Consider the following 21,341-nt stretch of genomic DNA (forward strand, 5'->3'; position numbering starts at 1 on the left):
CATCCATGAAGAAATTTTTAACCGCTCCCGGCTTTCTATCCCCTTACGGGACATTCGGAGCAGATTTTTCGTCAATCATGGCCTGGGGGTTTACGCTCCTGTTCGTTTACGGCTGGTACCTCGGAAGAAAACACCAGGGGCAGCGCCATCATCTCGTGACCCTCTGGGGCATGGTGGCCATGCTTGCATATTTTACAACCTACTACCTCGCACGTGGCCTGGGGGCGCTCTCAATTGAAGGGAGGGAGGGGTTTGGAGGGCCGGACTGGATTTACGACTATATTTTTTCCCCGATATTGACAATACACATTCTGGTCATCTCCCTGGGACTGGTTCTGGCGATTTATATGATCGTTCTCGGGTTTCGTTCCTCCGCGATGAAGAAGAGCATTCGTTACCTGAAAAGTGAGCCCCTGGTGATGGAGAAAAAGTCGTTCAACACTGTGCTGATCGGTTCGGGTGTCACCTTTGGTCTGCTCGCGGTGATCCGGTCCGGCCCACTGGCCCGCTACATTGTTTATCTCGCCGGGTTTCTCCTTGTCGTCATGGTCCTCTTTGCTGAAAGGTGGTTTGAGCGGGCCATTCCCGATGGGGCGAAACGCCATCGCAAACTTGGGACCTTCACCATGGTTCTCTATGTCATCGCCCTTCTAACCAGTACGGTGACCTACGTGATGCTTTATTATATTTATCCGGTGAAAGATGTTTCGTAGGGTTGATTCATCAAACCGCCGATTCGACTAACATATGCGGTTTGACTGGATTCTTCACAATCCTGTGGTGTCGGATAAGCTTGACAGGCTCAACTAATTTATGATATCAAACCTAGTTCTACATAGAGTTAAGAGGGGAATTTGAAATGCACGCGGTTATGGAAACAGGCGGGAAGCAGTACAGGGTCGCTCCCGGAGATGTTGTCAATGTTGAAAAGTGCGATGCGAAAGTAGGGGATAAGGTTGAGTTTCAGTCGATACTCCTTTTTCAGGATGATCAAGGTTTGATCCTCGATTCGGAAGGACTGAAGAATGCGAAGGTCGTTGGAGAAGTGCTTCGTCAGGATCGGGAAAAGAAAGTTCTGGTCTTTAAAAAGAAAAGACGGAAAAACTATCGAAGGACGCAAGGGCATCGTCAATCGTATACTCGGCTTAAGATCCTGGACATTGTCAACAAATAAGTAGCAAGTAAGGAGTCTTCATGGCGCATAAAAAAGCAGGTGGTTCTTCAAGGAATGGCCGGGACAGCCGTGCGCAGCGGCTGGGCGTGAAGCGCTTTGGCGGGGAAAAGGTCTTGGCTGGGAATATCCTTGTCAGACAGCGAGGGACCAAAATTCACCCTGGATTAAACGTCGGGATCGGCAAGGACGATACCCTGTTTGCAAAAGCCCACGGTTTCGTTCGCTTCGAACGGATTGGAAGAGATAAAAAACGGGTCAGTATTTGCCCCACCGCGTAATACCTTTTTCCCCAACCAAGAATCATGTCGTTTTCTTAATGAACCTATTTGGCCGGATTCTTCTTCAGGGCAAGGTGTGAGGCTGTCGCTTGCCCTGAACCTTGCGTCCATCCCTGAAATCCTGAGCCCCACAGCCCCGTCGACTTAGGGAAGCTCTGAATAAGTCATGAATTGTTTTTTCAGGGCACTTATGCCCCGCTTCTGCGTTGTAAATCTTCCAAATTGCGGGTTATGGCTTCGCGAGAGCCATTCTCTGCGATTTGCGCCTTGAATCGAAACATAAGATCTCCTGAAATACTCAACCCAGACTCAATCAGAGGGTCCTTAGAGAAAGTGACCGATGAAGTGTCGTTACAACCCTCCTTGTGTTAAGATGCCGACATGTTCATTGATCAGGTTAAAATCCATGTGAAATCCGGAGATGGCGGGGATGGCTGTGTCAGCTTCAGGCGGGAAAAGTTTGTTCCCCACGGAGGGCCGGACGGAGGCGATGGGGGCAGGGGAGGCGATATTGTTCTCGAAGTCTCTCCTCACATGGCGACATTGATCGACCTCCGCTACCAGCAGCGCTATGTGGTCAAGCGCGGAGACCATGGCGGTGGTAAAAAATCTTTTGGAAAACACAGCCCGGATCTCCTGATCCCCGTCCCGAAGGGGACGGTCATTCGTGATGCCGAAACGGCGGAACTTGTGGCCGACTTAACCCATCCCGGACAGCGGGTCGTTGTAGTCAGGGGCGGGCGCGGCGGACGGGGGAACACCCATTTTAAATCAGCGACGCGCCAGGCCCCTCAAATGGCCGAACCGGGGCAAAAGGGAGAGGAGCGCTGGCTTCAGCTGGAATTAAAGCTTCTGGCCGATGTGGGTCTCGTCGGACTCCCGAATGCCGGAAAATCCACGCTTATCTCAACCCTTTCTTCGGCCCATCCCAAGATTGCAGACTACCCCTTTACCACCCTGGAGCCGAACCTGGGGGTTGTGACCGTTGAACGATCACGTGGGAGAAACACCCAGTTTACGGTGGCGGATATCCCCGGCCTGATCTCAGGGGCACATGAAGGGAAAGGGCTGGGGATCAAGTTCCTGAAGCATATTGAGCGGACCTCACTCCTGCTCCATCTCGTCGATGTTTCCGAACCTGCAACGGGGGATCCGGTCGATGATCTTGAAGTTGTCCGGGAAGAGCTGGGGCTTTACCATCATGGTTTGTCTGGAAAGCCCTTCATTGTGGCTGCAACAAAGATCGATATCGCGGGAGAAGGCCTCAGGACTGAGGCGCTTCGCCGCGAGTGTGAAAAGGAAAAAATACCGTTCTTCGCGGTATCGTCTGCTACTGGAAAAGGAATGGATCACCTGATCGCATCCCTTGTGAAAAAAGTTGAAGAGCTTCGAAAAAAAATTCAAGATTCAGATTCCTCCACGGTTTCAAGCGGGAATTTTCCCGGAAATCAGGATGCGACCTGAACTCCATCCTATGAGGAATCATGCCCGCTTCGCGATCTTTCCTTAATAAAAACAGCCGCCGGATTGTCATAAAGATTGGGAGTAACGTGATCGCATCTCATCGTCAGGGGCTTGATGAGACGCGGATGAAAGGTATTGCCGCGGAGGTGGCTGCCCTTCGACAAGAAGGACGCGAGGTCCTCCTTGTTTCATCCGGTTCTATCCTTTGCGGCATGGAAAAACTGGGATTGCCCTGCCTCCCGGAGACAATCCCGATGAAGCAGGCCGCGGCCGCAGTCGGGCAGAGCCGGCTCATGTGGGCCTATGAAAGATTCTTTGAGCGTTTTGAGATCAAGGTGGCCCAGATCCTCCTGACCGGAGATGTGGTGGCGGACCGGAAACGTTTTATCAATGCCCGCAATACGCTCATGACCTTGTTGCAGTATCGTATTCTCCCGATTATCAATGAAAATGATACCGTGACCGTTGATGAAATCAAGCTGGGTGACAACGACCATCTTGCCGCCCAGGTGACTTACTTGGTCGATGCTTCACTCCTGATCATTCTCTCGGATGTAAATGGTTTTTATACGGAAGACCCCGGAAAGAACCCGAACGCGGTATTGATCCCTATGGTGGAGACCGTTACCCCGAAGATCCGGGAGATGGCTGGGAAAGAGGGGGCTTTTGGAGGAACGGGCGGCATGGCCACTAAGGTCAAGACGGCGGAAAAGGTCTCCGCCTACGGGGTGGCGACGCTGATCTTGAATGGAACCGTTCCGGGGCTGATGAGACGAGCGGTTCACGGCGAAGTGCTCGGGACCCTTTTTCTGCCGAAACCGGCCCGGCTCTCTTCCAAAAAACATTGGATCGCGCACTCTTTAAAGACAAAGGGGGCGTTGACGCTTGATCGGGGTGCGGTCGAGGCGCTTCTCAAAAAAGGACGTTCCCTGCTTCCCTCCGGCATCTGTTCCGTCAGCGGAAAATTCGGGGTGGGAGATGCAATTCTCTGTCTTTCCCCGGAAGGGAAGGAAGTGGCGAGAGGCTTGACGAACTATAATGCATCTGAGATGATGCGGATCAAGGGGATACACTCCTCCAGGATCGAAAAAGTATTGGGATACAAGGCGACGGATGAGGTGATCCATCGCGATAATCTGGTGATTATTGATGACGATTAAAGAGCAGGTTGAAGGACAGGCCGCCAAAGCGAAGGAGGCCGCCAGAGTCCTGGCAAACACCCCTTCCGACTTGAAAGACAGTGCTCTTCTGGCAATGGCCTTACGTCTTGAAGCGGAAACGGCTTTCCTGATCGCCGAGAATAAAAAAGATTTAAGGGACGGGAAAAAAAAGGGCCTTGCCGCGCCCCTTCTCGATCGTCTGACGCTCGAGGAGAAGCGGGTCGGGGAGATGGCCGTGGGCCTGAGAGAGGTGGCGGCGCTTCCCGATCCGGTCGGGGAGATCTTGAAGATGAACCGCCTACCGAACGGCTTGCAAGTTGGAAGAATGCGTGTGCCGATCGGCGTCATCGGGATCATTTACGAGTCACGGCCAAATGTAACCGCCGACACCGCCGCCCTTTGTGTCAAGTCTGGAAACAGTGTTATTCTACGCGGCGGTTCTGAGGCGATCTATTCCAACAGGGCGATTGCAAGTCTCTTAAGGGCGTCCTGCGAATCGGTCGGTCTCCTACCGGATAGTGTAACCTTGATTGAAACAACCGACCGCCAGGCTATCTTTGAACTTCTGAAGCTGGACCGCTACATTGACCTGATCATCCCGCGCGGCGGGGAGGGCCTGATCCGGACCGTCACGGAACATGCCAGAATGCCGGTTATGAAGCATGATAAAGGGATCTGTCATACCTATGTCGATGATGGGGCGGAGATTCAGATGGCGGAAGAAATCTGTTTTAATGCGAAGGCCCAACGGCCAGCCACCTGTAACGCGATGGAAACACTTCTGGTTCATGAAAAAATTGCCCCTTCACTGCTTCCTCGTCTGGTTAAGCGCTTCCAGGAAGCCGGTGTTACGCTCCGCGGCTGTTCAAGTACCTGCGCGATCACTGAAAAAGAGGGGATGAAGATTGCGTCGGCGGGTGAAGAGGACTGGGGTACTGAGTACCTCGATCTTATCCTTTCGATCAAGGTAGTCGATTCATTTGAGGCCGCGATCAAACACATTGCAAGGTATGGATCTGAACATTCCGAGGCAATTATCACACGGGACTATGCCCGCGCGAACCGGTTTTTAAATGAGGTGGACGCCTCGGCCGTTTTTGTTAATGCCTCTACCCGTTTCAATGATGGTTATCAACTGGGACTCGGCGCAGAAATGGGTATTTCAACCAGCCGTATTCACGCGCGGGGCCCGATGGGATTAGAGGCCTTGACCTGTGAAAAGTTTATCATATTGGGAGATGGCCAAACCAGATAACGATTCAGCATACCCGTCTAAGGCCTCATGGCGGCGTTGCTGTGGTGCTCGATCCTCACGTAGGAAGACTACGCTCTGGTTCTGTGCTCCTCGTGCCTTGCCCTGAAGCCTTATCCAGGCATGCTAAACCGTTATCAAACTATAATAAAAGCCGGGTGCAGTTACAGCACCCTGCACCCATCTTTTAAATATGCGAATCGGCCTCTTAAGCGGCACCTTTAATCCAATACATAATGGGCATCTCCAGATTGCGGGGGAGGTTTTTCAGCGGCTCCGTCTCGACACCGTTCTGTTTATCCCCTCTGGGATTCCTCCTCACAAGTCGGGACAAAAAATTCCTCCGGCAAAGTACCGGATGGAGATGGCTTCTCTCGCTTTATCCGGGAACCCCCGTTTTGAATTGTGCAAGCTGGAGGTTGATCGACCGGGGAAGTCCTATTCTATTGATACGGTGAGGGCCTTGAAAAAACTTTACCCGAAGGATCGGCTGTTCTTCATCCTCGGAATGGACGCCTTTCTCGATATCGCAAGCTGGCGGGATGCAGACCATCTGTTAGGGCTTTGTGATTTTGTCCTGATCTCCCGTCCCGGCTCTCCCTTTTCCCAATTGCCGGATATCGCGGCCCTCCGATCTGTCGATCTCAAGCCCTTTTCACAACTGGACAAAGGGGATAGGCGTTCTTATACCTTTCCGGTCAGTGAGGGATCGGCGCTTCATTTCCTCCAGGTCCGGCCAAGCCCGATCTCGGCAAGTGAGATCCGAAGAAGATTTGCTGCCCGGCAGGAAACAAAAAATCTCTTGCCTGAACAGGTGGAGTCATATATAATTAAGGAACAAATCTATGTCGAGAACAACAATCTCTAAGGATATCCTGAAGCATTCGCATGAAAAAGAACCGCGGGATGCAAAGAGCAAGGCACTTCTGATCGCAGAGGTCGCCCGGTCGAAGCATGCTGAACAGATTGTTACTTTTCATGTCAGTGATCTCACCTCGCTTGCCGATTATTTTATTCTCTGTTCTGCAGAATCAGACCCTCAGCTTCGTGCGGTTGTTGATGCCGTTCAGGACGCTCTTTCAAAGGAAGGGCTTCGCCCCCTTGGGGTTGAAGGCCGTGATTCCGGTCGTTGGGTTCTTATTGACTATGACGATGTGATTCTCCATGTTTTCAATGAGGAGGCCCGTGCGTTTTATAACCTGGACGGGCTTTGGGGAGATGCACCGCAGCTCCCGCTTCCTGAATCAAGCGACGAGAATAATCCTGTCCGTGAGGAAAAAGGGGGTGAGACGGTCTAAGCGATGCATTTCTTCGTCCTGATTTTCTTTGTCTTAATGGGTCTGGTCGGATACCTGGCAACACTGAACCCCGGAAGGGTGACCTTCTTCCTCACCCGCGACTTGTCTCTTGAGATCTCGATTACGGCGCTGATCCTCTTCTCCACCGCCCTGGGTGGTTTCCTTGTAATACTTACCGCAGGAATCCAGCAGATAAAAGACCTCTATGTGAATTGGCAGGTAACCCGGCAAGAAAAGAAAGAAACCCAGATTAAACTTTACTATACCGATGCCGTCAATGCCTATGTTGCAAAGCGATATCGGGATGCCACTTCTCTTTTTCAGAAAATACTGGCCCTCAACCCCACGCACGAAGGAAGCCTCCTGCGCTTGGGGAAAATCCACCGTATTGAAAGCAACTATAACGATGCCATTCGTCTTCATCGAAAGGCGCGGGGTATTGACGATAAGAATGTTGAGGTCCTACTCGCCCTTGCGCGTGATCTGGAAGATGCAGAACGATTTGAAGAGTCCATGCAGTACCTGAGAGAAATCCTCCAGTCAGATGAGAGCAATCTGGCGGCCCTTATAAGATTGCGGGATCTCACCATTCGTCTTCAGCAATGGGAGGAGGCCTATCCGCTCCAAGAGAAGATCGCCAAGCTTTCTGACTCCGAGGAAAAGCGTCGGAAGGAACAAGTGGTTTTATTGGGGATCAAGTACGAAATCGGCCGCACGCTCCTTCAGCGGGGCCAGTCCGGAACAGCCCGGAGGCGGTTTAAAGAGGCGATCAAGCTCGATAAAACTTTCTTGCCCGCGTACATCGGCCTGGTGGGAACCCACCTCAAGGACGGGAAGATTGAACTGGCCGCGGCCCTGATGGAAAAATCTTACGAATTGACGAACAACCTCATTCTGCTGCTCCGCCTGGAAGACTTCTATCTTGAGATGGGTGAGCCTGAAAAGATCCTCAGGCTTTATCGGAAGGCCATCGACGACGACCCCCAGAATACGGTCCTGAAGTTCTATCTTGGACGGCTTTATTATCGTCTCGAAATGGTCGATGATGCCTTTGAAACATTGCAGGAGATCGAACCCCATGTGGACTCTTTCCCCGATTTGCATAAAATCCTGGGAAATCTTTATCAGAGACGGGGTGATCTTTCGCTGGCCATAGAAGCTTTCAAGAAGGCCTTGAAATTACAGACGCGCGTATTGGTCCCCTACTACTGCCCGGATTGTGACAATCATACCTTTGAGTGGGCAGGTCGATGCAGCCGCTGCGGTCTTTGGAACAGTTATCAGGCAGAGCCGATTCTGGTCGAGAAAACGGATAAAAAGGCCCTGGTCTCCTCTCCCTACGCTACCCCCCAAACCCAACAGAGAGAGGTGATGTAATTGTCCCTACGACCGAAGCCGGTTCTCCTGCTTATACTGGATGGATGGGGGATCAATGCGCGTTCCGAGGGCAATGCCATCGCCTTGGCGGAGCCCCAATTTTATCAATCCCTCCTGGAGAATTTTCCCGCGACACAACTTGACGCGTCCGGAGAGGCGGTCGGACTTCCCGAGGGTCAGATGGGGAACTCCGAGGTGGGGCACATGAACATCGGCGCCGGGCGCATTGTGTACCAGGACCTGACCCAAATCAGTAAGGCGATCTCAGGTGGTTTCTTCGCAGAAAATGAGACGCTTCGTACAGGCATCCAGACCGCCACCCGAGAAAAAAGTACGCTCCACCTGATGGGGCTTCTCTCAGATGGCGGGGTCCACAGCCATATCGACCACCTTTTTTCTCTTTTGGACATGGCGCGGGCAGAAGGGGTCACGCGGCTTCGCGTCCATCCCTTCCTGGACGGACGGGACACCCCTCCAAAAAGTGCTCCGGGCTATATCGATCTTCTGGAAAAGGCCCTGGACAGGAAAAAACCAGGGGGCGCGGATTGGAGAATTGCCACGGTCATCGGGCGTTATTACGCGATGGACCGTGACCAGCGGTGGGAAAGGCTGACCAAGGCTTATGAGGCCATCGTTTCTGGAACGGGGGTGCAGGCGGACTCCGCGAGCGCCGCCCTGGAAGAGAGTTACAAGGCGGGGGTCACCGATGAGTTTGTCGTGCCGGTGGTTATTTATGATCGCGAAGGGCCGGTCGGCGCGATAGAAGATCGGGACAGCCTGCTCTTTTTTAACTTCAGAGCAGACCGTGCCCGTCAAATGACGCGTGCTCTGACGGAAAAGAAATTCGACGACTTTTCCCGCAAATGCTTCCGCAGTCTGGCTTCCTTTGTTTCGATGACCTCTTACGGTGAAACCTTTACCCATCCGGTGGGTTTTCAATCGGTTCAGCTCGGCCAGGTATTAGGAGAAGTGTTGAGTGAGCGGGGCCTCCGTCAGTTGCGGATTGCCGAGACAGAAAAATATGCCCATGTGACCTATTTTTTCAACGGCGGTCGGGAAGCCCCGTTTGAGGGGGAAGAGCGGATACTCATCCCGTCTCCAAAGGACGTGGCCACCTATGATGAAAAGCCGCAAATGAGCGCTTTCGAGCTCAAGGATCAGGTGATCTGCCAGATCAAGCAGGAGAAATTCGATTTTATCGTGCTTAATTTTGCCAACCCCGACATGGTGGGGCATTCCGGAAAGTTAGAGGCCGCCATTCAGGCGGTCAAGGTCATTGATCAATGTCTCGACGCGATAGTAGAGACGGTGCTGGCTGCGGGCGGATCTATCTTGATTACGGCGGACCATGGAAATCTGGAGCAGATGCTTGACTACGAAACAGGCGCGCCACATACGGCACACACCACCCTCCCGGTCCCCTTGATCCTCGTCTCTCACGAACAGGTCTCACTGCGCCCGGGGATTCATGCCGATCTCGCGCCGACGATTCTAGACCTGATGCAGATCCCAAAGCCTTTACAGATGGACCGCGACTCTTTGATCGTCTGGCCAGAAGTTTCGTAACAATTCATCGCAACCATCTTTTCCTTCGCGAGACCCATCCCTCCACGACTGCGTTACTGTGGTGCTCAAATACTCACGTATAGACACATACGTTCCACTTTCGTGCTCCTCGCGCCTCGTCCAGAAGAAAAATCTAGACATGCTGAATCGTTACGGAGTTTTCCTAGGACCACCAGGGCGAGGTCTTCTCCCGCGACTTTAAGTAGCCCTCCAGGATATCCCGCCGGGACAGAATTCCAACAAGCACGCAATCCTTATCGACAACAGGGACCCGAATGAGGTGTTTTTCATTTAGGAGCGCGATAACATCGCCTGAAGCGGTAAATTCCAGGACGGAAATCGGGGTCTTGGTCATAATCTCTTCCGCTGTAATCTTCTGCAGCTCTTTCCCCTTTGAAATCGCCTCGAGAAGATCAAATTCGCTGACAATCCCGATCAGTTTTTTCTCTTTATCAACAATCGGAACGCTCCCGAAGCCGCCCATCGTAATGGCGGTCGCCAGCTTGTCTCCCGTCGCGCTTCCAGAGTAATAGTAGACGTCCGCCTGCATAAAATGGGCGGCCAGCATCTTAGAAAAATCCTCCCCTCCGACCATGTAATCAATCCTTCTCATCCTGATCTCTCCAAGGACATGGACGTTTATTCTAACAGGTGGTCTTTGTAATGGGAAGGGGAGTGTTTGGTTTTTTGGAGGCGCTACTGGGAGTTTTTGTTGTTAATAATGTGTAGTTTTGTTGTTAGTGTTGAGGTTTGGATATACATCAAGTCCGCATTTTGAAAGCCTGTTATTGTGGGAAATCCGGAGAAAGATCCGGAGATAAGTGAAAGGGGAGGGGATGAAATGGATTTAGACTGCCATTCTCCAACAAATTGACCGCTCCCATCCCCGAAGAAAAGGTGTATTTTATTATCTTGCGCATTGGTCACAGCAACATCGATATTTCCTTCTAAGTTATATTCGCCGACGGCCATTTTCCCTGGAGGGAAAGTGGTGGACATCACGCTAGCGGGTGTGAAATTTCCAGTGCCATCTCCCAGAAATACAGATAATTTATTTGTTGGTGGTGTATGTGCCGCAACGAGATCCCCTATCCCATCTCCATTGATATCCGCAGATATCAGTGCCTCAACCGGTGCGGAAAATAGCATCGATATCCGCTGAATTGAAAAAAAACCCTGTTCGTTTGCTTTGAGAATCACAAGGTCACGTCCTCCTTCCAGAACGACGGCGATTTCTTTGCGCCCATTTCCATTAAAGTCTCCCGGGAGCAACTGTTTCGGCACGCCGTTGATGGAAACGGTTTGTGGTGGGCTAAAGAAAACAGGTGAATGTGTGCCGGGTGGGTTTCTATCTTGAAGGAAGATGATGACTTTACCTGTATCTGTTCCGATTGCAAGATCAGAAACAGGCGTAAAGAGACCAGCTTCAGGAGGATCATGAAACCGCCCGCTGACCAAAAATTGGGGTACTCCGCTTACTGTTGGAATCGTTAGTATTTCTGTATTTATTTCGGGGGTAAAGTTGGCCTGAGTGGTTTCTTTCATCCCGGAAATAAAGATAACTTCTCCCCCAGGACCATTCGTATTTTGGCTTAGCACTGCTATGTCAGCAAGGAATTCTCTTAGACCAAGAAAATTGACGAAATCACCAACAACCAATGAAACAGGGTTCGAAACAGGGGGAGCATCTTTCCTGGTAAATGAGGGAGGTTGATTAGGACCAGGAAAGTTTCCTAGATTAAAGATTACACTCCCGTCAGCACTGTTTCTGGAGACCATGTCGATAATTTCATCGCCATTAAAGTCGATGGTATTACTAGGGGAGACCGGGAGTCCGCCAACGACAATTTCATCCACACTTTGATCAAGTGTTTTAGGCGTTTCTTCTAATGTGGTTAAAATGATTGTTGCAGTCTCGAAGACCTCTGGATTTTCTACGCTTCTGGCCTCCAGCCTGGCGGTTTGCCCAAATTGTGCATCTTCTCTAGCAGTATAGATCACGCTGTTATTGTCTTCTGGATCCGTTACCATTGTCCCACCCCCGAAGACGGGTTTCCAAGTAACCGCTGGATTCAAGGTTCCTGAGACTTTCGCCTTGAAGGTAACCTTTCCCCGAGGCGGAAGCATAAAAAAACCCGATTGAGGCGTTTGGCCTCCATCACCCGGTGTAATTGTGACGACCACCGGGTCATTTGATCCTTTTGTGCCGCATCCGGGGAAAAGCCATCCTCCGAACAAAAACAGGAGGATGATAAACGTGTATCTTTTCAGCATAATTCTTCTCAGTTGTTCACCTTAGACCGAACCCATCGGAGAAAATCAGAAACGCTTCAGTATATTCTTCTTTCCCCTCGGCTTCAAGCTCAGTAAGGGGTTTGTATCATGGCCCACGCACCTCTGATTTCTACCTAAGGATGAAACATGGTATATTCCTGAAATGGTTGATTTGGAAGCTTTTAAAAAGATTGCTGTTCAGGCGGCGAAGCGGGGCGGGAAAATTCTGAAGGCGGGGCTTCAGCAGGAGATCACGGTTTCCTACAAGGAGGCGCTCGAGATTGTGACCAATATTGATACCCGCTCCGAAAAGGCCATCGTGACACTGATCAGCCGGTATTTTCCCGACCACCAGATCATGGCCGAAGAGGGCTCTGGAAGAGAGAGCCGGTCTCCGTATAAATGGATTATCGACCCTTTGGACGGGACGACTAATTTTTCCCACCGCTTTCCCTTTTTTTGTGTCTCCATCGCCCTGGAGGTGAAGGGCCGCGTTTGCCTGGGCGTCATTTATGATCCCGTCCGTCGGGAACTCTTTAGCGCTGAAAAAGGGAAGGGGGCTTTTTTGAATGGCTTGCCCATTCAGATCTCTTCAGTCAAAGGTCTGAAGCAGAGCCTTCTGGTCACCGGTTTTTCCTACGATATTCAGACCGATCCGGAAAATACCTTCAATCATTTTATTAATTTTACCCTCAATGCCCAGGCGGTCAGGAGGACGGGGTCGGCGGCCCTGGATCTTTGCTATGTCGCCGCAGGTCGTTTTGACGGGTTTTGGGAGACGAAGCTGCGTCCCTGGGACATTGCAGCCGGATCACTTATTCTGAGGGAAGCTGGAGGAAGAATCACCGACTTCACGGGCGGAGCTTACTCTATTTACGAGGACGAAATCCTGGCGACCAACAGAAAGATTCACAAAGAGATGATAGAGATCCTGAAAAAGAAGAAAACGTAACGAGAGGATGAATCCGGGTCCTGCCCTCAGGAACCGGGCATGAAGGGGGTCGGCATAAAGGTAATAATGAAGAGGACGAGTGATCCCCAGCCGACCAACTGATGTTTAAGGTCGAGGGGGGCGTTTTCATCCATCGTGGGAGGGTGCCGTACGCCAAGCACGGCGGTCAAACCGGCCCAGAGCAGCCACCCCGTCCAACCGGTCACTCCAAGCACGATGAGGACGAAGACCATTCCGATTGAAACAAAACGTTGTTTTTGACCCAGCAGGGCATAGGCGATGTGCCCCCCATCCAATTGCCCGATCGGGAGAAGGTTCAGCGAAGTCACAAAAAATCCGATCCATCCGGCAAAGGCAACAGAGTTCAAAGCGATGTCAAATCCGGCCGGAGGGTTTTTCCCGAGGATGGAGGCGATGGCCGTGAAAATGAGTGGATCTCCCAGTCGGAAAAGGGATCTTCCCGCTTCCATCTCCACAATCTTGGAAGATTGCAAGCCGATAATCACCGCAAGAACCGAAATCACAAAGCCCGCAATCGGACCCGCCGCGCCGATATCCAGTAGTGCGGTTTTCTTCACGATGGGAGACTTCATCCGGATGAAGGCTCCGAAGGTTCCGATACCAAATATAAAGTTGCCGGGCCAAGGGCCTGGCATAAAATAGGGCGGCGTTGTCTTCACCCCATAGAATTTTGCTGTGATGTAGTGACCCATTTCATGAACAAACAGGATGGACATCAGTGCGAGTGAAAAGGGACCCCCTTTGAGCAGATCCGCCGGATTTTTAAACGGAAGCCCCCCCTCCATGCGAGAGCCCGCAACCAGGGTCGTGAGAACGGTCAGGAAAAAGAGAATGCCCGGGATGATAAAATCGACCTTGTCGTCTTCTGCAATCTCCTGTGAATCCCCCTCTGCGATTGAAAGAGAGACGCTCTCCTCATAAGGTTGGGGTTGGCCGTTTGCCATCGGATCAGGCCCGAGTATTTCCCCTTTTTCTTTGTATCGCTCTGGAGTCAGGGTGACTTCAGGGATTGTTTCTTCGCCCTCATGGTTCATCGTCTAAACCTCTCCGCCCGATGCTTCCTGTATATCTGAAATGTAAGCCATCGGCAGGGTCATCAAGTCATTTATGGTTTGAAGGTGAATTTCATCTTCACCGGCCCCGACCAGCTTTCCCGTGTAAATCATTCCATTGTAGACTACCGTTACGTTCTTCCCCTGAAGCAACTGTAAATAATCCATTTCCCCCTTCGTCTTGATCGTAAGGTAATCGTTCTTCAATTTCCGGATTGTGGGATTTTCACACACACCTGCAGGCTATCATAAGCAAGTATAGTCGCCTTTTATTCCTGGGGCAAGACGAATACGAAAAACAGGCCGAGTGGAGGGGGGACTAGCACGATAGGGAGCAGTGTTTTAACGCGTTTTTCCGGATGCGATGGGAAGGGCTTTTTCATTTATTTTCCTGGCTGAACGGTCCGCATCATAAACAGCCCAGACCCGAAAGGAAGCAAATGTAATGATGCGGGCCACCAACCCGATGGAAAAGGGGATATTCCCACGAAGAATTTCCAACCAGTCCTCAGGGAGAAGGTAGGGTTTTAAGACAGCATCTGCAACAAGGAACGCACACCCTTTCTTCCATTCTCCATTGTAAAATTGCCCCAAGCCAGGGAGAAAACCGGAAAGGATAAAAGCCAGCTCGTTGTATTTGGATTTATCGAGATCTAATTTGAATTTCATGAGGGTCGGAGTGACGCACACAATCATAAAGGATTGGCAATCATATAAGAAACTGCCATATTTGTCAAAAATATCCGCCAGATCCAATTGACGCCGAAGAAGAGATGGTGCTATAAACTAGCTCCAGTCGGTCTTATATCGAATATGACCAGAGAATTTATAGTTATCCTCCGTGTTGACTTATTTGGCGGCGTAGCTCAGGTGGTAGAGCAGGTGAATCATAATCACTCGGTCGGGGGTTCAAGTCCCTCCGCCGCTACAAACTCTTTTACTAAACGATTCGATCACTTCCATTAAACCTCTCAGCCCCAAAGCGGGGCTGTGTCAAAAATGACTTTACGAATGTGGAAGTGATATTTTTTCCTGGAGAAAAAAGTCCTGGCTTATTTAGGGATCCCTAAAACAACAAAAGTTCAGTGAAAAACGATTGATAATAACGAAAAGGAGCGATAAGAGATGAGTGCGGTCAGCGGCAAGAAAGAGACCTTTGAGTATAAAGCGGAAATGAATCAGCTTTTAAATCTGATTGTCCACTCCCTATACACACACCCTGAGATATTCTTAAGAGAACTGATTTCAAATGCCTCGGACGCCTCCAATAAAGTCCGTTATTTGCAAATGACGGATGACACAATTTTAGATCGCAATAAAGAATTGACGATTAAAATAGAGGTTGATGAAAAGGCACAGCGCTTTTCGATTGAAGACGCCGGTGTCGGCATGTCGCGTAAGGATTTGATCAATAACATCGGGAAGATCGCCTCTTCTGGAACATTAAAATTTTTAGAGCAAGCCAAAGGAGAGAAAGATGATTTCGGCGATTTGATCGGGCAGTTTGGCGTGGGATTTTATTCGGCCTTCATGGTGACCGATCAGATTGTCATTGAAACGCGTTATGCCGACAAAGAGGGTGTCGGCTTGCGATGGACCTCATCGCTGGGCGGAAATTATACAATCGAAGAGATTGAACGGAAGGAAAGAGGGACGAAGATTTCTTTTCAGTTAAAGGATGAATTCAAAGAATTATCAACGGAAGTAAGAATAAAAAACACGATTAAAAAATATTCAAACTTTGCTGATTTTCCGATTTATGTCGGGAAAGAGCAGGTAAATACCATCGCGCCCCTATGGACCCGGAAGGCAAAGGATCTTAAGGAGGAGGAGCTCAACGAGTTTTACAAATTTATTGCTAATGACTGGGAAGACCCTCTAGATTATTTGTCTCTTTCGCTTGAAGGGGTCGGCGCGACATTCAAGGCCCTGCTGTTTATTCCTAAAAATGCGCCTTTTGAACTCATGAGGATGCAGGAGCATAAGACCTTACAGCTCTATTCTAATCGCGTGATGATCATGGAAGATTGCAAAGACTTATTGCCGGAATATCTCCAGTTTGTCCGGGGGGTTGTGGACACGGAGGATCTGCCGCTCAATGTTTCGAGGGAAACGGTGCAGTCTTCGCCCGTGATGCAAAAAATAAAAACCACGCTCACCCAGAAAATCCTTGCCTGGCTCGATAAAATGGCGACAAAGGAGTCAAAGAAGTATGCCGAATTTTATAGCACCTTTGGCAAGCTTTTTAAGTACGGGGTGAACAGCGATTTTTCAAACAAGGAAAAAATTGTTGACCTGCTGCGCTTTGAAAGCTCAGGGAAAAATGAGGGCGTCCTCTCCTCGTTTAAAGAGTACGTTACCCGCATGAAGGACGATCAGAAGGAGATTTATTATTTATCGGGTGAGAGCCGTGATCAAGTTGAAACCAATCCGAATATGGAATATTTTAAAAAACATGAGACAGAGGTTTTGTACCTGATCGACCCTGTAGATGCTTTTATTATTCCATCCATTCCGGAGTATGATAAAAAGCCGGTTAAAGCCATCGACAAAGGCGATCTTGATTTACAAGGGGATGAAAAAGAAGGAGAGAAAGAAAAGAATCAACTCTCTAACGCACTGATTGATTTGTTTAAAGAAACGCTGAAAGACCGGGCGAAAGAGGTTCGGGTTTCAAAACGCCTTGTCGATTCGGCGGTGACCTTGGTCGCAAGCGCTGATGGCGCGGATAAGCATACCGAGCAGTTGATGAAAATGATGGGCCAGGAGGTGCCTTTATCCAAACGAATCCTGGAAGTGAATGCCGATCATCCTGTGATTCGGAATCTATCGAAACGCTATATCGCAAATGACAAAGACCCTCTGATCTCCAAATGCATCCTCGGACTTTTTGAAAGCGCGCAACTCATTGATGATGAACTGGTTTCCAAAAATACGTATGTCAAAAGAATGATGGAAATTATGGAGGAAGCAACACAATAATTTGGTAATGGAACCTCTGATTAAGTTCGGGTTGATTTTTTCAGGAGATAAAATGTTTCGATTCAAGGCGCAAATCGCAGAGGATGGTTCTCGCGAAGCCATAGCCTGCTATTTGGAAGAACCACGCCCCAAAGGTGCGGATTCTTCGACCCGAAATGAAAAAGATCTTTATCTTTATACACTCGCTAACCTAGTACGCTCGCTGTGCGTGTTCAAGATTTTCAACGCAGAAGCGGGACATAAGTGCCCTAAAAAAACAATTTATGAGTTTTTCAGAGGTCCTTAGGGTACAGCATGCCCTTATTCTCCTCCATGGAGGCGTTGCTAATAGAAGGAGTTTCCCTCTGTAAGGTGACCTGTCATACAAAGGAAATGAGACTCTATGCAACCCACGGAGGGTCGTTCCGGAAAAATTTTGAGGTCAAGGCTTGACCGTCGGACCTTCAATGATCCGAATTTCAAGAGACCTGAGCGCCGTAATGGTCTGGAAAGAAGATGCGGAAAAGACAGGAGAATTCTGTCAGGAAGAGACCCGAGGATTGCTTACGTCCTGTGAATGGCATTTTTTGTCTCGTCGGGTCTTTCACTCAGCCTGATGACTTCTCCTATGATATATCCCGGACCCGGAGTGATTCCCAAAATCAGCGATTGATAGACCACCAAGTCGCTTGAATAACAAGGCCAGAGACATTATGAGGGGTGACCGAGGCGTACTCACCTGTAGCCTGGGGGAGATCTGGGCCGATAACGCAGCCATCTCAGGCGAATCAGTGGTTCCTCATTCCGCAATCGCGGAATGAGGGTGACTCCAAAATGTTGACAGCTATCGCCGGATCTGTCAACATCCTGGGATGATCCCACAGAACACGATCAAGGGTTTTTTGTTTGTCTTGCTCCTGGTCGTCGTTTATCCGTACACTATTCCCGATGCTTCCGCCGATACCGCTCCGCCTCCCCTGGTGGGGGAGGCGGAGGCCAGTTATCACTCCGACCGGTTTATCTTTCGGGGGAGTGATGTGGATAATTTTCTTCTTATCATTCTGACCTTCGGTCGTGGGAGTAAGGAAATAAGCCTTTGGGGAGAGTTTTTTGGGGCGGTGTTCTACAAAAATGAGTGGTCTTTCCTCGAAGGCAATGACAAGTATTTCTATCGGGGAAAAGATCTGGAGAAGATTCAACCTTCATATTTTGCAAAGGCCGAGGGGTCTCCGGTATCGGGATTCAGGCTTCAGTATGATGGAGGTGATTTTACAATCAACATCTCCAGTGGACCGACTACCCCCCTGTATGTTTCTGACAAGGGGGCGAATCTTAAGAGAAGTATTGGTTTTTCTGAGGCGGTCGTTACCCTGAAGGGTATCGAATACTGGGGCGAACTTCTCCACGAGCCCTTGATCTGGAAGGGATTCGACGGCTTAAAAAGGTATAAAGGACTTTACAAGGAGTATCAGGGGTTTTATCTGACCACGGTGAAGGGACGCCAGATCTATTTTCACCAGAATAAGGCAGATAGAGGCCAATTTTTAAAAGAGTATAACTTTTCGGAAACCCTGCAGAATGAAGGGGGCGTGATTCTCTCCGGGAATGAGGTGACCCATGAATTCACGTCGCCGATTCCCTTAACAACACTTAAGGACGTCACGCCTCCCTTTGCCTTATATTCCGTTCCACAAAGGTGGCGCATCGAGGTGCCCTCCTTCGGGACTTTCTTTGTCTGGTCACGCCTCGAGATCGGGAAGAGATGGATATTCGGGGGTTACCATCTCATGGCAGTGGAAGGCATCATAAAAAGCGGGTCTGAGGAAGAGCGGATCTGGGGATTTGCGGAATATTTTCATTAAGTATGGAGGAGGCCTAAGCGGTCCATGGAACAGACCCAGAGCAAAGTTCTGGCTGAACTTCAAAAGGTATTTGACGGTAAATATCAGGAAATTCGTTCCTATCATCATCAGGGCGGTGGAGGAAGTCAGACCGGGGAAGCGCTCACCAATCTGGCGGATTCTATTGTTTTAAAGGCGGTCCATTTCATCGATCCGGGTCTGGCAGAGGAGTGGAATGGGGCCTTGATCGCCATTGGGGGCTATGGCCGGGCTGAACTCTCACCGGGTTCTGATATCGATCTGATGTTTCTATGTCCGGTCGAAGACAGGAAAGAAGCCGAACCTCTAGCATCCGAACTCCTCTGTCTCCTGTGGGACCTGGGGTATAAGGTCGGTCACAGTTTCAGGACCACTGAGGAGTGTATCGACCTTGCACGACAGGATCAGGTGATTGGAAACTCGCTCTTGGAATCGCGGCGTCTTCTCGGGAACCGCCCCCTGTTTAAGTCCTTCCGTGAGCAGTTTTTCTTAAAAGTGGTCGATAAGAATCTCAAGGTGTTTCTGCATCACCTGGAATCGGAAAGGGACACAAGACATGCCAAGTTTGGGCCAACTCCTTTTCTCATCGAACCCAATCTCAAGGAGAGTCCAGGAGGATTACGAGATGTCCATTTTCTGAAATGGGTCGCCTCCGCACGCTATCGGACGGACAACCTCCCTCAGATTCACCAGTGGGGACACCTGTCTAACATAGAATATACCAGTCTGAAAACAGCACATGATTTTCTCTGGAAGGTTCGAAATCACCTCCATTTTATGGATGGAAAAGCCTCTGACTATCTGGCGATTGATTTGCAGGAAGAGATTGCCCCATTTTTCAATTTCAAAGATCGTCGTGAGTTTATGCGGCGTTACTATATTGAAACGGGAAGGATCTTCGAAATATCGAAACGTTTCGCCCGGGAAGCCTCCCCCGTCAGTCGATACCAGAAATTGCGGCGGGCCTGGAATACGCGTGTTCTCACGCCTGGGTTTCAGTTGATCTCCGGGGAGATTTCGATCCAATCACCCAAACCCTTCCATTTTCTGGAGGAAGACAGCAATATCCTGAGGCTCTTTCTTTACGCAAAGGAATTCTCGGCCCGGATTGCTGATCCGCTTTTAGAGGTTATCTCCCAGATTTCTGAAAAAAAACAGGAGACTCCCCTCTCATCCGATGCCATTCCCCTGTTTCGGGAACTCCTGTCCAAACCAGGAGATATTGCGCTTACCTTAAGAATCATGCACCGTACACGCCTTTTGTGGAGAATTATTCCAGAATTTTCCAGGGTGCACTGCTTGGTACAAGAGAGTCCATCACATGCCTTTACAGTGGATGAGCATAGCATCCGGGCTTTAGAGGAGGCAGAGGGTCTTCTGGATGAAAAAGGTCTTCTCCATGAGGTTTACATCGGCCTTCGGAAGAAAGATATCCTTCACCTGGCCCTCCTTCTCCATGACATTGGCAAGGGAAAAGGAAAGGATCACAGTCGGGTGGGTGCAGAGATCGCTGAGGAGGCGGCGACCCTTCTTGGCTACGGGGGAGAAGAGAAGGACTTGCTCATTTTCCTCGTTCGCCGGCATCTTATTTTCTCAGAAGTTGCCCTCTACCGTGATTTTTCAAACGAACCGGTCCTCCTCGAGTTCACCAGGGAGGTTTCCTCTCCAGATACCCTCCGAAATCTTTTCATCTTAACCGTTGCGGATATTCGGGCGGTTGGCCCGGGAAGGTGGACCAGTTGGAAAGGAGACCTCCTGAGCAAACTTTACCGTGAGGCCCTGGTCCTTCTGGCTGGAAAAGAAAAAGAATCAAAACAAAAAAAAGTTGAATCAACTCGGGCGCTTATTCCGGGGTCGGCGAAAGGGGAGTTCCCGGTGGCGTGGCTGGAGGAAATCCTCCCTCAGTTGCCACCCCGTTATTTGTTGAAAACCCCCATAGAGAAGATCCTGATTGACTTGTCATCCCTCAAACAACTCAACGCTGACCCTGTCCGGATCGATGCACGAGCACTTCCCAGTAGAGGGGTCACAGAATATACCTTATACACGTACCGTAAGATTTCACGTGGTATCTTCTCAAAGATAACAGGTGTTCTTACAGCCAAAGGACTGAAAATCCTGGCGGCCCAGGTTTATACGTTACCGAACGGAATGATCATCGATACCTTTCAGGTTGTTGATCCGGATTACCCAGGTCTGTTTCCGGGTGATCGGTCCTCGGGTATTCTGGAAGAGATCAAGAAGGTCCTGCGAGGAGACGAAAAGGTAGAAGTACTTCTTTCAAAAAACAATCGCTTTCAGCGTAAAAAGAGACCTGTCCCTTTGCCCCAACCGGTTCGCGTGGAACTGGATAATCATAGCTCACAAACCTACACCGTGATTGATCTCTATGCTCCTGATCGGCGAGGGCTCCTCTATGTCATCTCAAAGTCAATCTTTGATGCCGGCCTGACCATTTGTGCTGCAAAGATTGCAACACGCCTGGATCAAGTGGTCGATATTTTTTACGTGACCGATTCTGATGAGAAAAAGTTGACGGATCCGGAAAAAATAAAATCCATTCGGACATTTTTAAAAGATCAGATTGAGGCAAATCTCTCCTCGGAAAAAAACTGAATCGTTACGAACGTGT

The 21,341-nt window shown here is 49.9% G+C and carries 20 protein-coding genes and 1 tRNA gene; 16 read left to right on the forward strand and 5 right to left on the reverse strand.

Annotated features, from left to right (window positions below; all coding sequences use genetic code 11):
• Positions 1-5 precede the first annotated feature (5 nt).
• The 10 genes from EYQ01_07915 to EYQ01_07960 all read left to right on the forward strand — a co-directional run bounded on the left by EYQ01_07915 (position 6) and on the right by EYQ01_07960 (position 9,569).
• Entirely contained in the window at positions 6-713 is a 708-nt protein-coding gene (locus tag EYQ01_07915) for a DUF420 domain-containing protein (protein ID HIE65721.1), read from the forward strand.
• A gap of 146 nt (positions 714-859) precedes the next feature.
• The gene (rplU, locus tag EYQ01_07920; GenBank protein ID HIE65722.1) at positions 860-1,174 is read left to right on the forward strand and encodes a 50S ribosomal protein L21; all 315 of its coding nucleotides are present in this window, start codon (positions 860-862) and stop codon (positions 1,172-1,174) included.
• Between the two features lie 20 nt (positions 1,175-1,194).
• The gene (locus tag EYQ01_07925; protein HIE65723.1) at positions 1,195-1,452 is read left to right on the forward strand and encodes a 50S ribosomal protein L27; all 258 of its coding nucleotides are present in this window, start codon (positions 1,195-1,197) and stop codon (positions 1,450-1,452) included.
• Between the two features lie 381 nt (positions 1,453-1,833).
• A complete protein-coding gene (gene obgE / locus EYQ01_07930; protein HIE65724.1) occupies positions 1,834-2,916 on the forward strand; it encodes a GTPase ObgE in 1,083 nt (360 codons plus the stop codon).
• Between the two features lie 20 nt (positions 2,917-2,936).
• The gene (gene proB / locus EYQ01_07935) at positions 2,937-4,076 is read left to right on the forward strand and encodes a glutamate 5-kinase (protein HIE65725.1); all 1,140 of its coding nucleotides are present in this window, start codon (positions 2,937-2,939) and stop codon (positions 4,074-4,076) included.
• Positions 4,066-5,331 carry a glutamate-5-semialdehyde dehydrogenase gene (locus EYQ01_07940; protein ID HIE65726.1) on the forward strand — a complete coding sequence of 422 codons (1,266 nt, stop codon included), beginning with the start codon at positions 4,066-4,068 and terminating at the stop codon, positions 5,329-5,331. The genes proB and EYQ01_07940 overlap by 11 nt, the downstream gene beginning before the upstream one ends.
• A 190-nt stretch (positions 5,332-5,521) precedes the next feature.
• Entirely contained in the window at positions 5,522-6,196 is a 675-nt protein-coding gene (locus tag EYQ01_07945) for a nicotinate-nucleotide adenylyltransferase (protein HIE65727.1), read from the forward strand.
• Entirely contained in the window at positions 6,174-6,626 is a 453-nt protein-coding gene (rsfS, locus tag EYQ01_07950; protein ID HIE65728.1) for a ribosome silencing factor, read from the forward strand. Before EYQ01_07945 ends, rsfS begins: the two co-directional genes overlap by 23 nt.
• Positions 6,627-6,629: 3 nt before the next feature.
• A complete protein-coding gene (locus EYQ01_07955; GenBank protein ID HIE65729.1) occupies positions 6,630-8,003 on the forward strand; it encodes a tetratricopeptide repeat protein in 1,374 nt (457 codons plus the stop codon).
• Positions 8,004-9,569: a 2,3-bisphosphoglycerate-independent phosphoglycerate mutase gene (locus tag EYQ01_07960; GenBank protein HIE65730.1), complete on the forward strand. Its 1,566-nt coding sequence runs from the start codon at positions 8,004-8,006 to the stop codon at positions 9,567-9,569.
• Positions 9,570-9,732: 163 nt separating this feature from the next.
• Here EYQ01_07960 and EYQ01_07965 read toward each other — a convergent pair whose 3' ends face one another.
• Positions 9,733-10,182 (reverse strand): CBS domain-containing protein, encoded by a 450-nt coding sequence (locus tag EYQ01_07965; GenBank protein HIE65731.1) that lies wholly within the window; start codon positions 10,180-10,182, stop codon positions 9,733-9,735.
• 83 nt (positions 10,183-10,265) lie between these two features.
• Complete coding sequence (locus EYQ01_07970; protein ID HIE65732.1) at positions 10,266-11,843, reverse strand: hypothetical protein; 1,578 nt, start codon at positions 11,841-11,843, stop codon at positions 10,266-10,268.
• A 163-nt stretch (positions 11,844-12,006) separates the two neighbouring features.
• On the opposite strand from EYQ01_07970, the gene EYQ01_07975 reads away from it, so the two are divergent.
• Positions 12,007-12,795, forward strand: coding sequence for an inositol monophosphatase (locus tag EYQ01_07975; protein ID HIE65733.1), 789 nt, complete (start codon positions 12,007-12,009; stop codon positions 12,793-12,795).
• A 26-nt stretch (positions 12,796-12,821) separates the two neighbouring features.
• On the opposite strand, the gene EYQ01_07980 is transcribed toward EYQ01_07975, so the two are convergent.
• From EYQ01_07980 to EYQ01_07990, 3 genes are all read right to left on the reverse strand, one after another.
• Positions 12,822-13,760 (reverse strand): site-2 protease family protein, encoded by a 939-nt coding sequence (locus tag EYQ01_07980; protein HIE65734.1) that lies wholly within the window; start codon positions 13,758-13,760, stop codon positions 12,822-12,824.
• A gap of 93 nt (positions 13,761-13,853) precedes the next feature.
• Positions 13,854-14,075, reverse strand: a complete 222-nt coding sequence (locus EYQ01_07985) for a hypothetical protein (GenBank protein HIE65735.1) — start codon at positions 14,073-14,075, stop codon at positions 13,854-13,856.
• Positions 14,076-14,210: 135 nt separating this feature from the next.
• A complete protein-coding gene (locus EYQ01_07990) occupies positions 14,211-14,537 on the reverse strand; it encodes a hypothetical protein (protein ID HIE65736.1) in 327 nt (108 codons plus the stop codon).
• Positions 14,538-14,723: 186 nt separating this feature from the next.
• Here EYQ01_07990 and EYQ01_07995 point away from each other — a divergent pair.
• The 5 genes from EYQ01_07995 (at position 14,724) to glnD (ending at position 21,325) form a co-directional block, all read left to right on the forward strand.
• Positions 14,724-14,799 (forward strand) — tRNA-Met (locus EYQ01_07995).
• 194 nt (positions 14,800-14,993) lie between these two features.
• Positions 14,994-16,850, forward strand: a complete 1,857-nt coding sequence (gene htpG / locus EYQ01_08000) for a molecular chaperone HtpG (protein HIE65737.1) — start codon at positions 14,994-14,996, stop codon at positions 16,848-16,850.
• A 7-nt stretch (positions 16,851-16,857) separates the two neighbouring features.
• On the forward strand, positions 16,858-17,136 hold the full coding sequence (locus tag EYQ01_08005; protein ID HIE65738.1) for a hypothetical protein: 279 nt from the start codon (positions 16,858-16,860) through the stop codon (positions 17,134-17,136).
• 565 nt (positions 17,137-17,701) lie between these two features.
• A complete protein-coding gene (locus EYQ01_08010) occupies positions 17,702-18,691 on the forward strand; it encodes a hypothetical protein (protein ID HIE65739.1) in 990 nt (329 codons plus the stop codon).
• 24 nt (positions 18,692-18,715) lie between these two features.
• Entirely contained in the window at positions 18,716-21,325 is a 2,610-nt protein-coding gene (gene glnD, locus EYQ01_08015; protein ID HIE65740.1) for a [protein-PII] uridylyltransferase, read from the forward strand.
• The last annotated feature ends 16 nt before the right edge of the window (positions 21,326-21,341 follow it).

The sequence above is a fragment of the Candidatus Manganitrophaceae bacterium genome (assembly GCA_012960925.1).
Classification (GTDB): Bacteria; Nitrospirota; Nitrospiria; order SBBL01; family JAADHI01; genus DUAG01.

Coding starts and splice junctions, on each gene's coding strand:
- EYQ01_07915 (HIE65721.1), top strand. CDS start 6: ATGAAGAAATTTTTAACCGCTCCCGGCTTTCTATCCCCTTACGGGACA.
- rplU (HIE65722.1), top strand. CDS start 860: ATGCACGCGGTTATGGAAACAGGCGGGAAGCAGTACAGGGTCGCTCCC.
- EYQ01_07925 (HIE65723.1), top strand. CDS start 1,195: ATGGCGCATAAAAAAGCAGGTGGTTCTTCAAGGAATGGCCGGGACAGC.
- obgE (HIE65724.1), top strand. CDS start 1,834: ATGTTCATTGATCAGGTTAAAATCCATGTGAAATCCGGAGATGGCGGG.
- proB (HIE65725.1), top strand. CDS start 2,937: ATGCCCGCTTCGCGATCTTTCCTTAATAAAAACAGCCGCCGGATTGTC.
- EYQ01_07940 (HIE65726.1), top strand. CDS start 4,066: ATGACGATTAAAGAGCAGGTTGAAGGACAGGCCGCCAAAGCGAAGGAG.
- EYQ01_07945 (HIE65727.1), top strand. CDS start 5,522: ATGCGAATCGGCCTCTTAAGCGGCACCTTTAATCCAATACATAATGGG.
- rsfS (HIE65728.1), top strand. CDS start 6,174: ATGTCGAGAACAACAATCTCTAAGGATATCCTGAAGCATTCGCATGAA.
- EYQ01_07955 (HIE65729.1), top strand. CDS start 6,630: ATGCATTTCTTCGTCCTGATTTTCTTTGTCTTAATGGGTCTGGTCGGA.
- EYQ01_07965 (HIE65731.1), bottom strand. CDS start 10,182: ATGAGAAGGATTGATTACATGGTCGGAGGGGAGGATTTTTCTAAGATG.
- EYQ01_07970 (HIE65732.1), bottom strand. CDS start 11,843: ATGCTGAAAAGATACACGTTTATCATCCTCCTGTTTTTGTTCGGAGGA.
- EYQ01_07975 (HIE65733.1), top strand. CDS start 12,007: ATGGTTGATTTGGAAGCTTTTAAAAAGATTGCTGTTCAGGCGGCGAAG.
- EYQ01_07980 (HIE65734.1), bottom strand. CDS start 13,760: ATGGCAAACGGCCAACCCCAACCTTATGAGGAGAGCGTCTCTCTTTCA.
- EYQ01_07990 (HIE65736.1), bottom strand. CDS start 14,537: ATGAAATTCAAATTAGATCTCGATAAATCCAAATACAACGAGCTGGCT.
- htpG (HIE65737.1), top strand. CDS start 14,994: ATGAGTGCGGTCAGCGGCAAGAAAGAGACCTTTGAGTATAAAGCGGAA.
- EYQ01_08005 (HIE65738.1), top strand. CDS start 16,858: ATGGAACCTCTGATTAAGTTCGGGTTGATTTTTTCAGGAGATAAAATG.
- EYQ01_08010 (HIE65739.1), top strand. CDS start 17,702: ATGATCCCACAGAACACGATCAAGGGTTTTTTGTTTGTCTTGCTCCTG.
- glnD (HIE65740.1), top strand. CDS start 18,716: ATGGAACAGACCCAGAGCAAAGTTCTGGCTGAACTTCAAAAGGTATTT.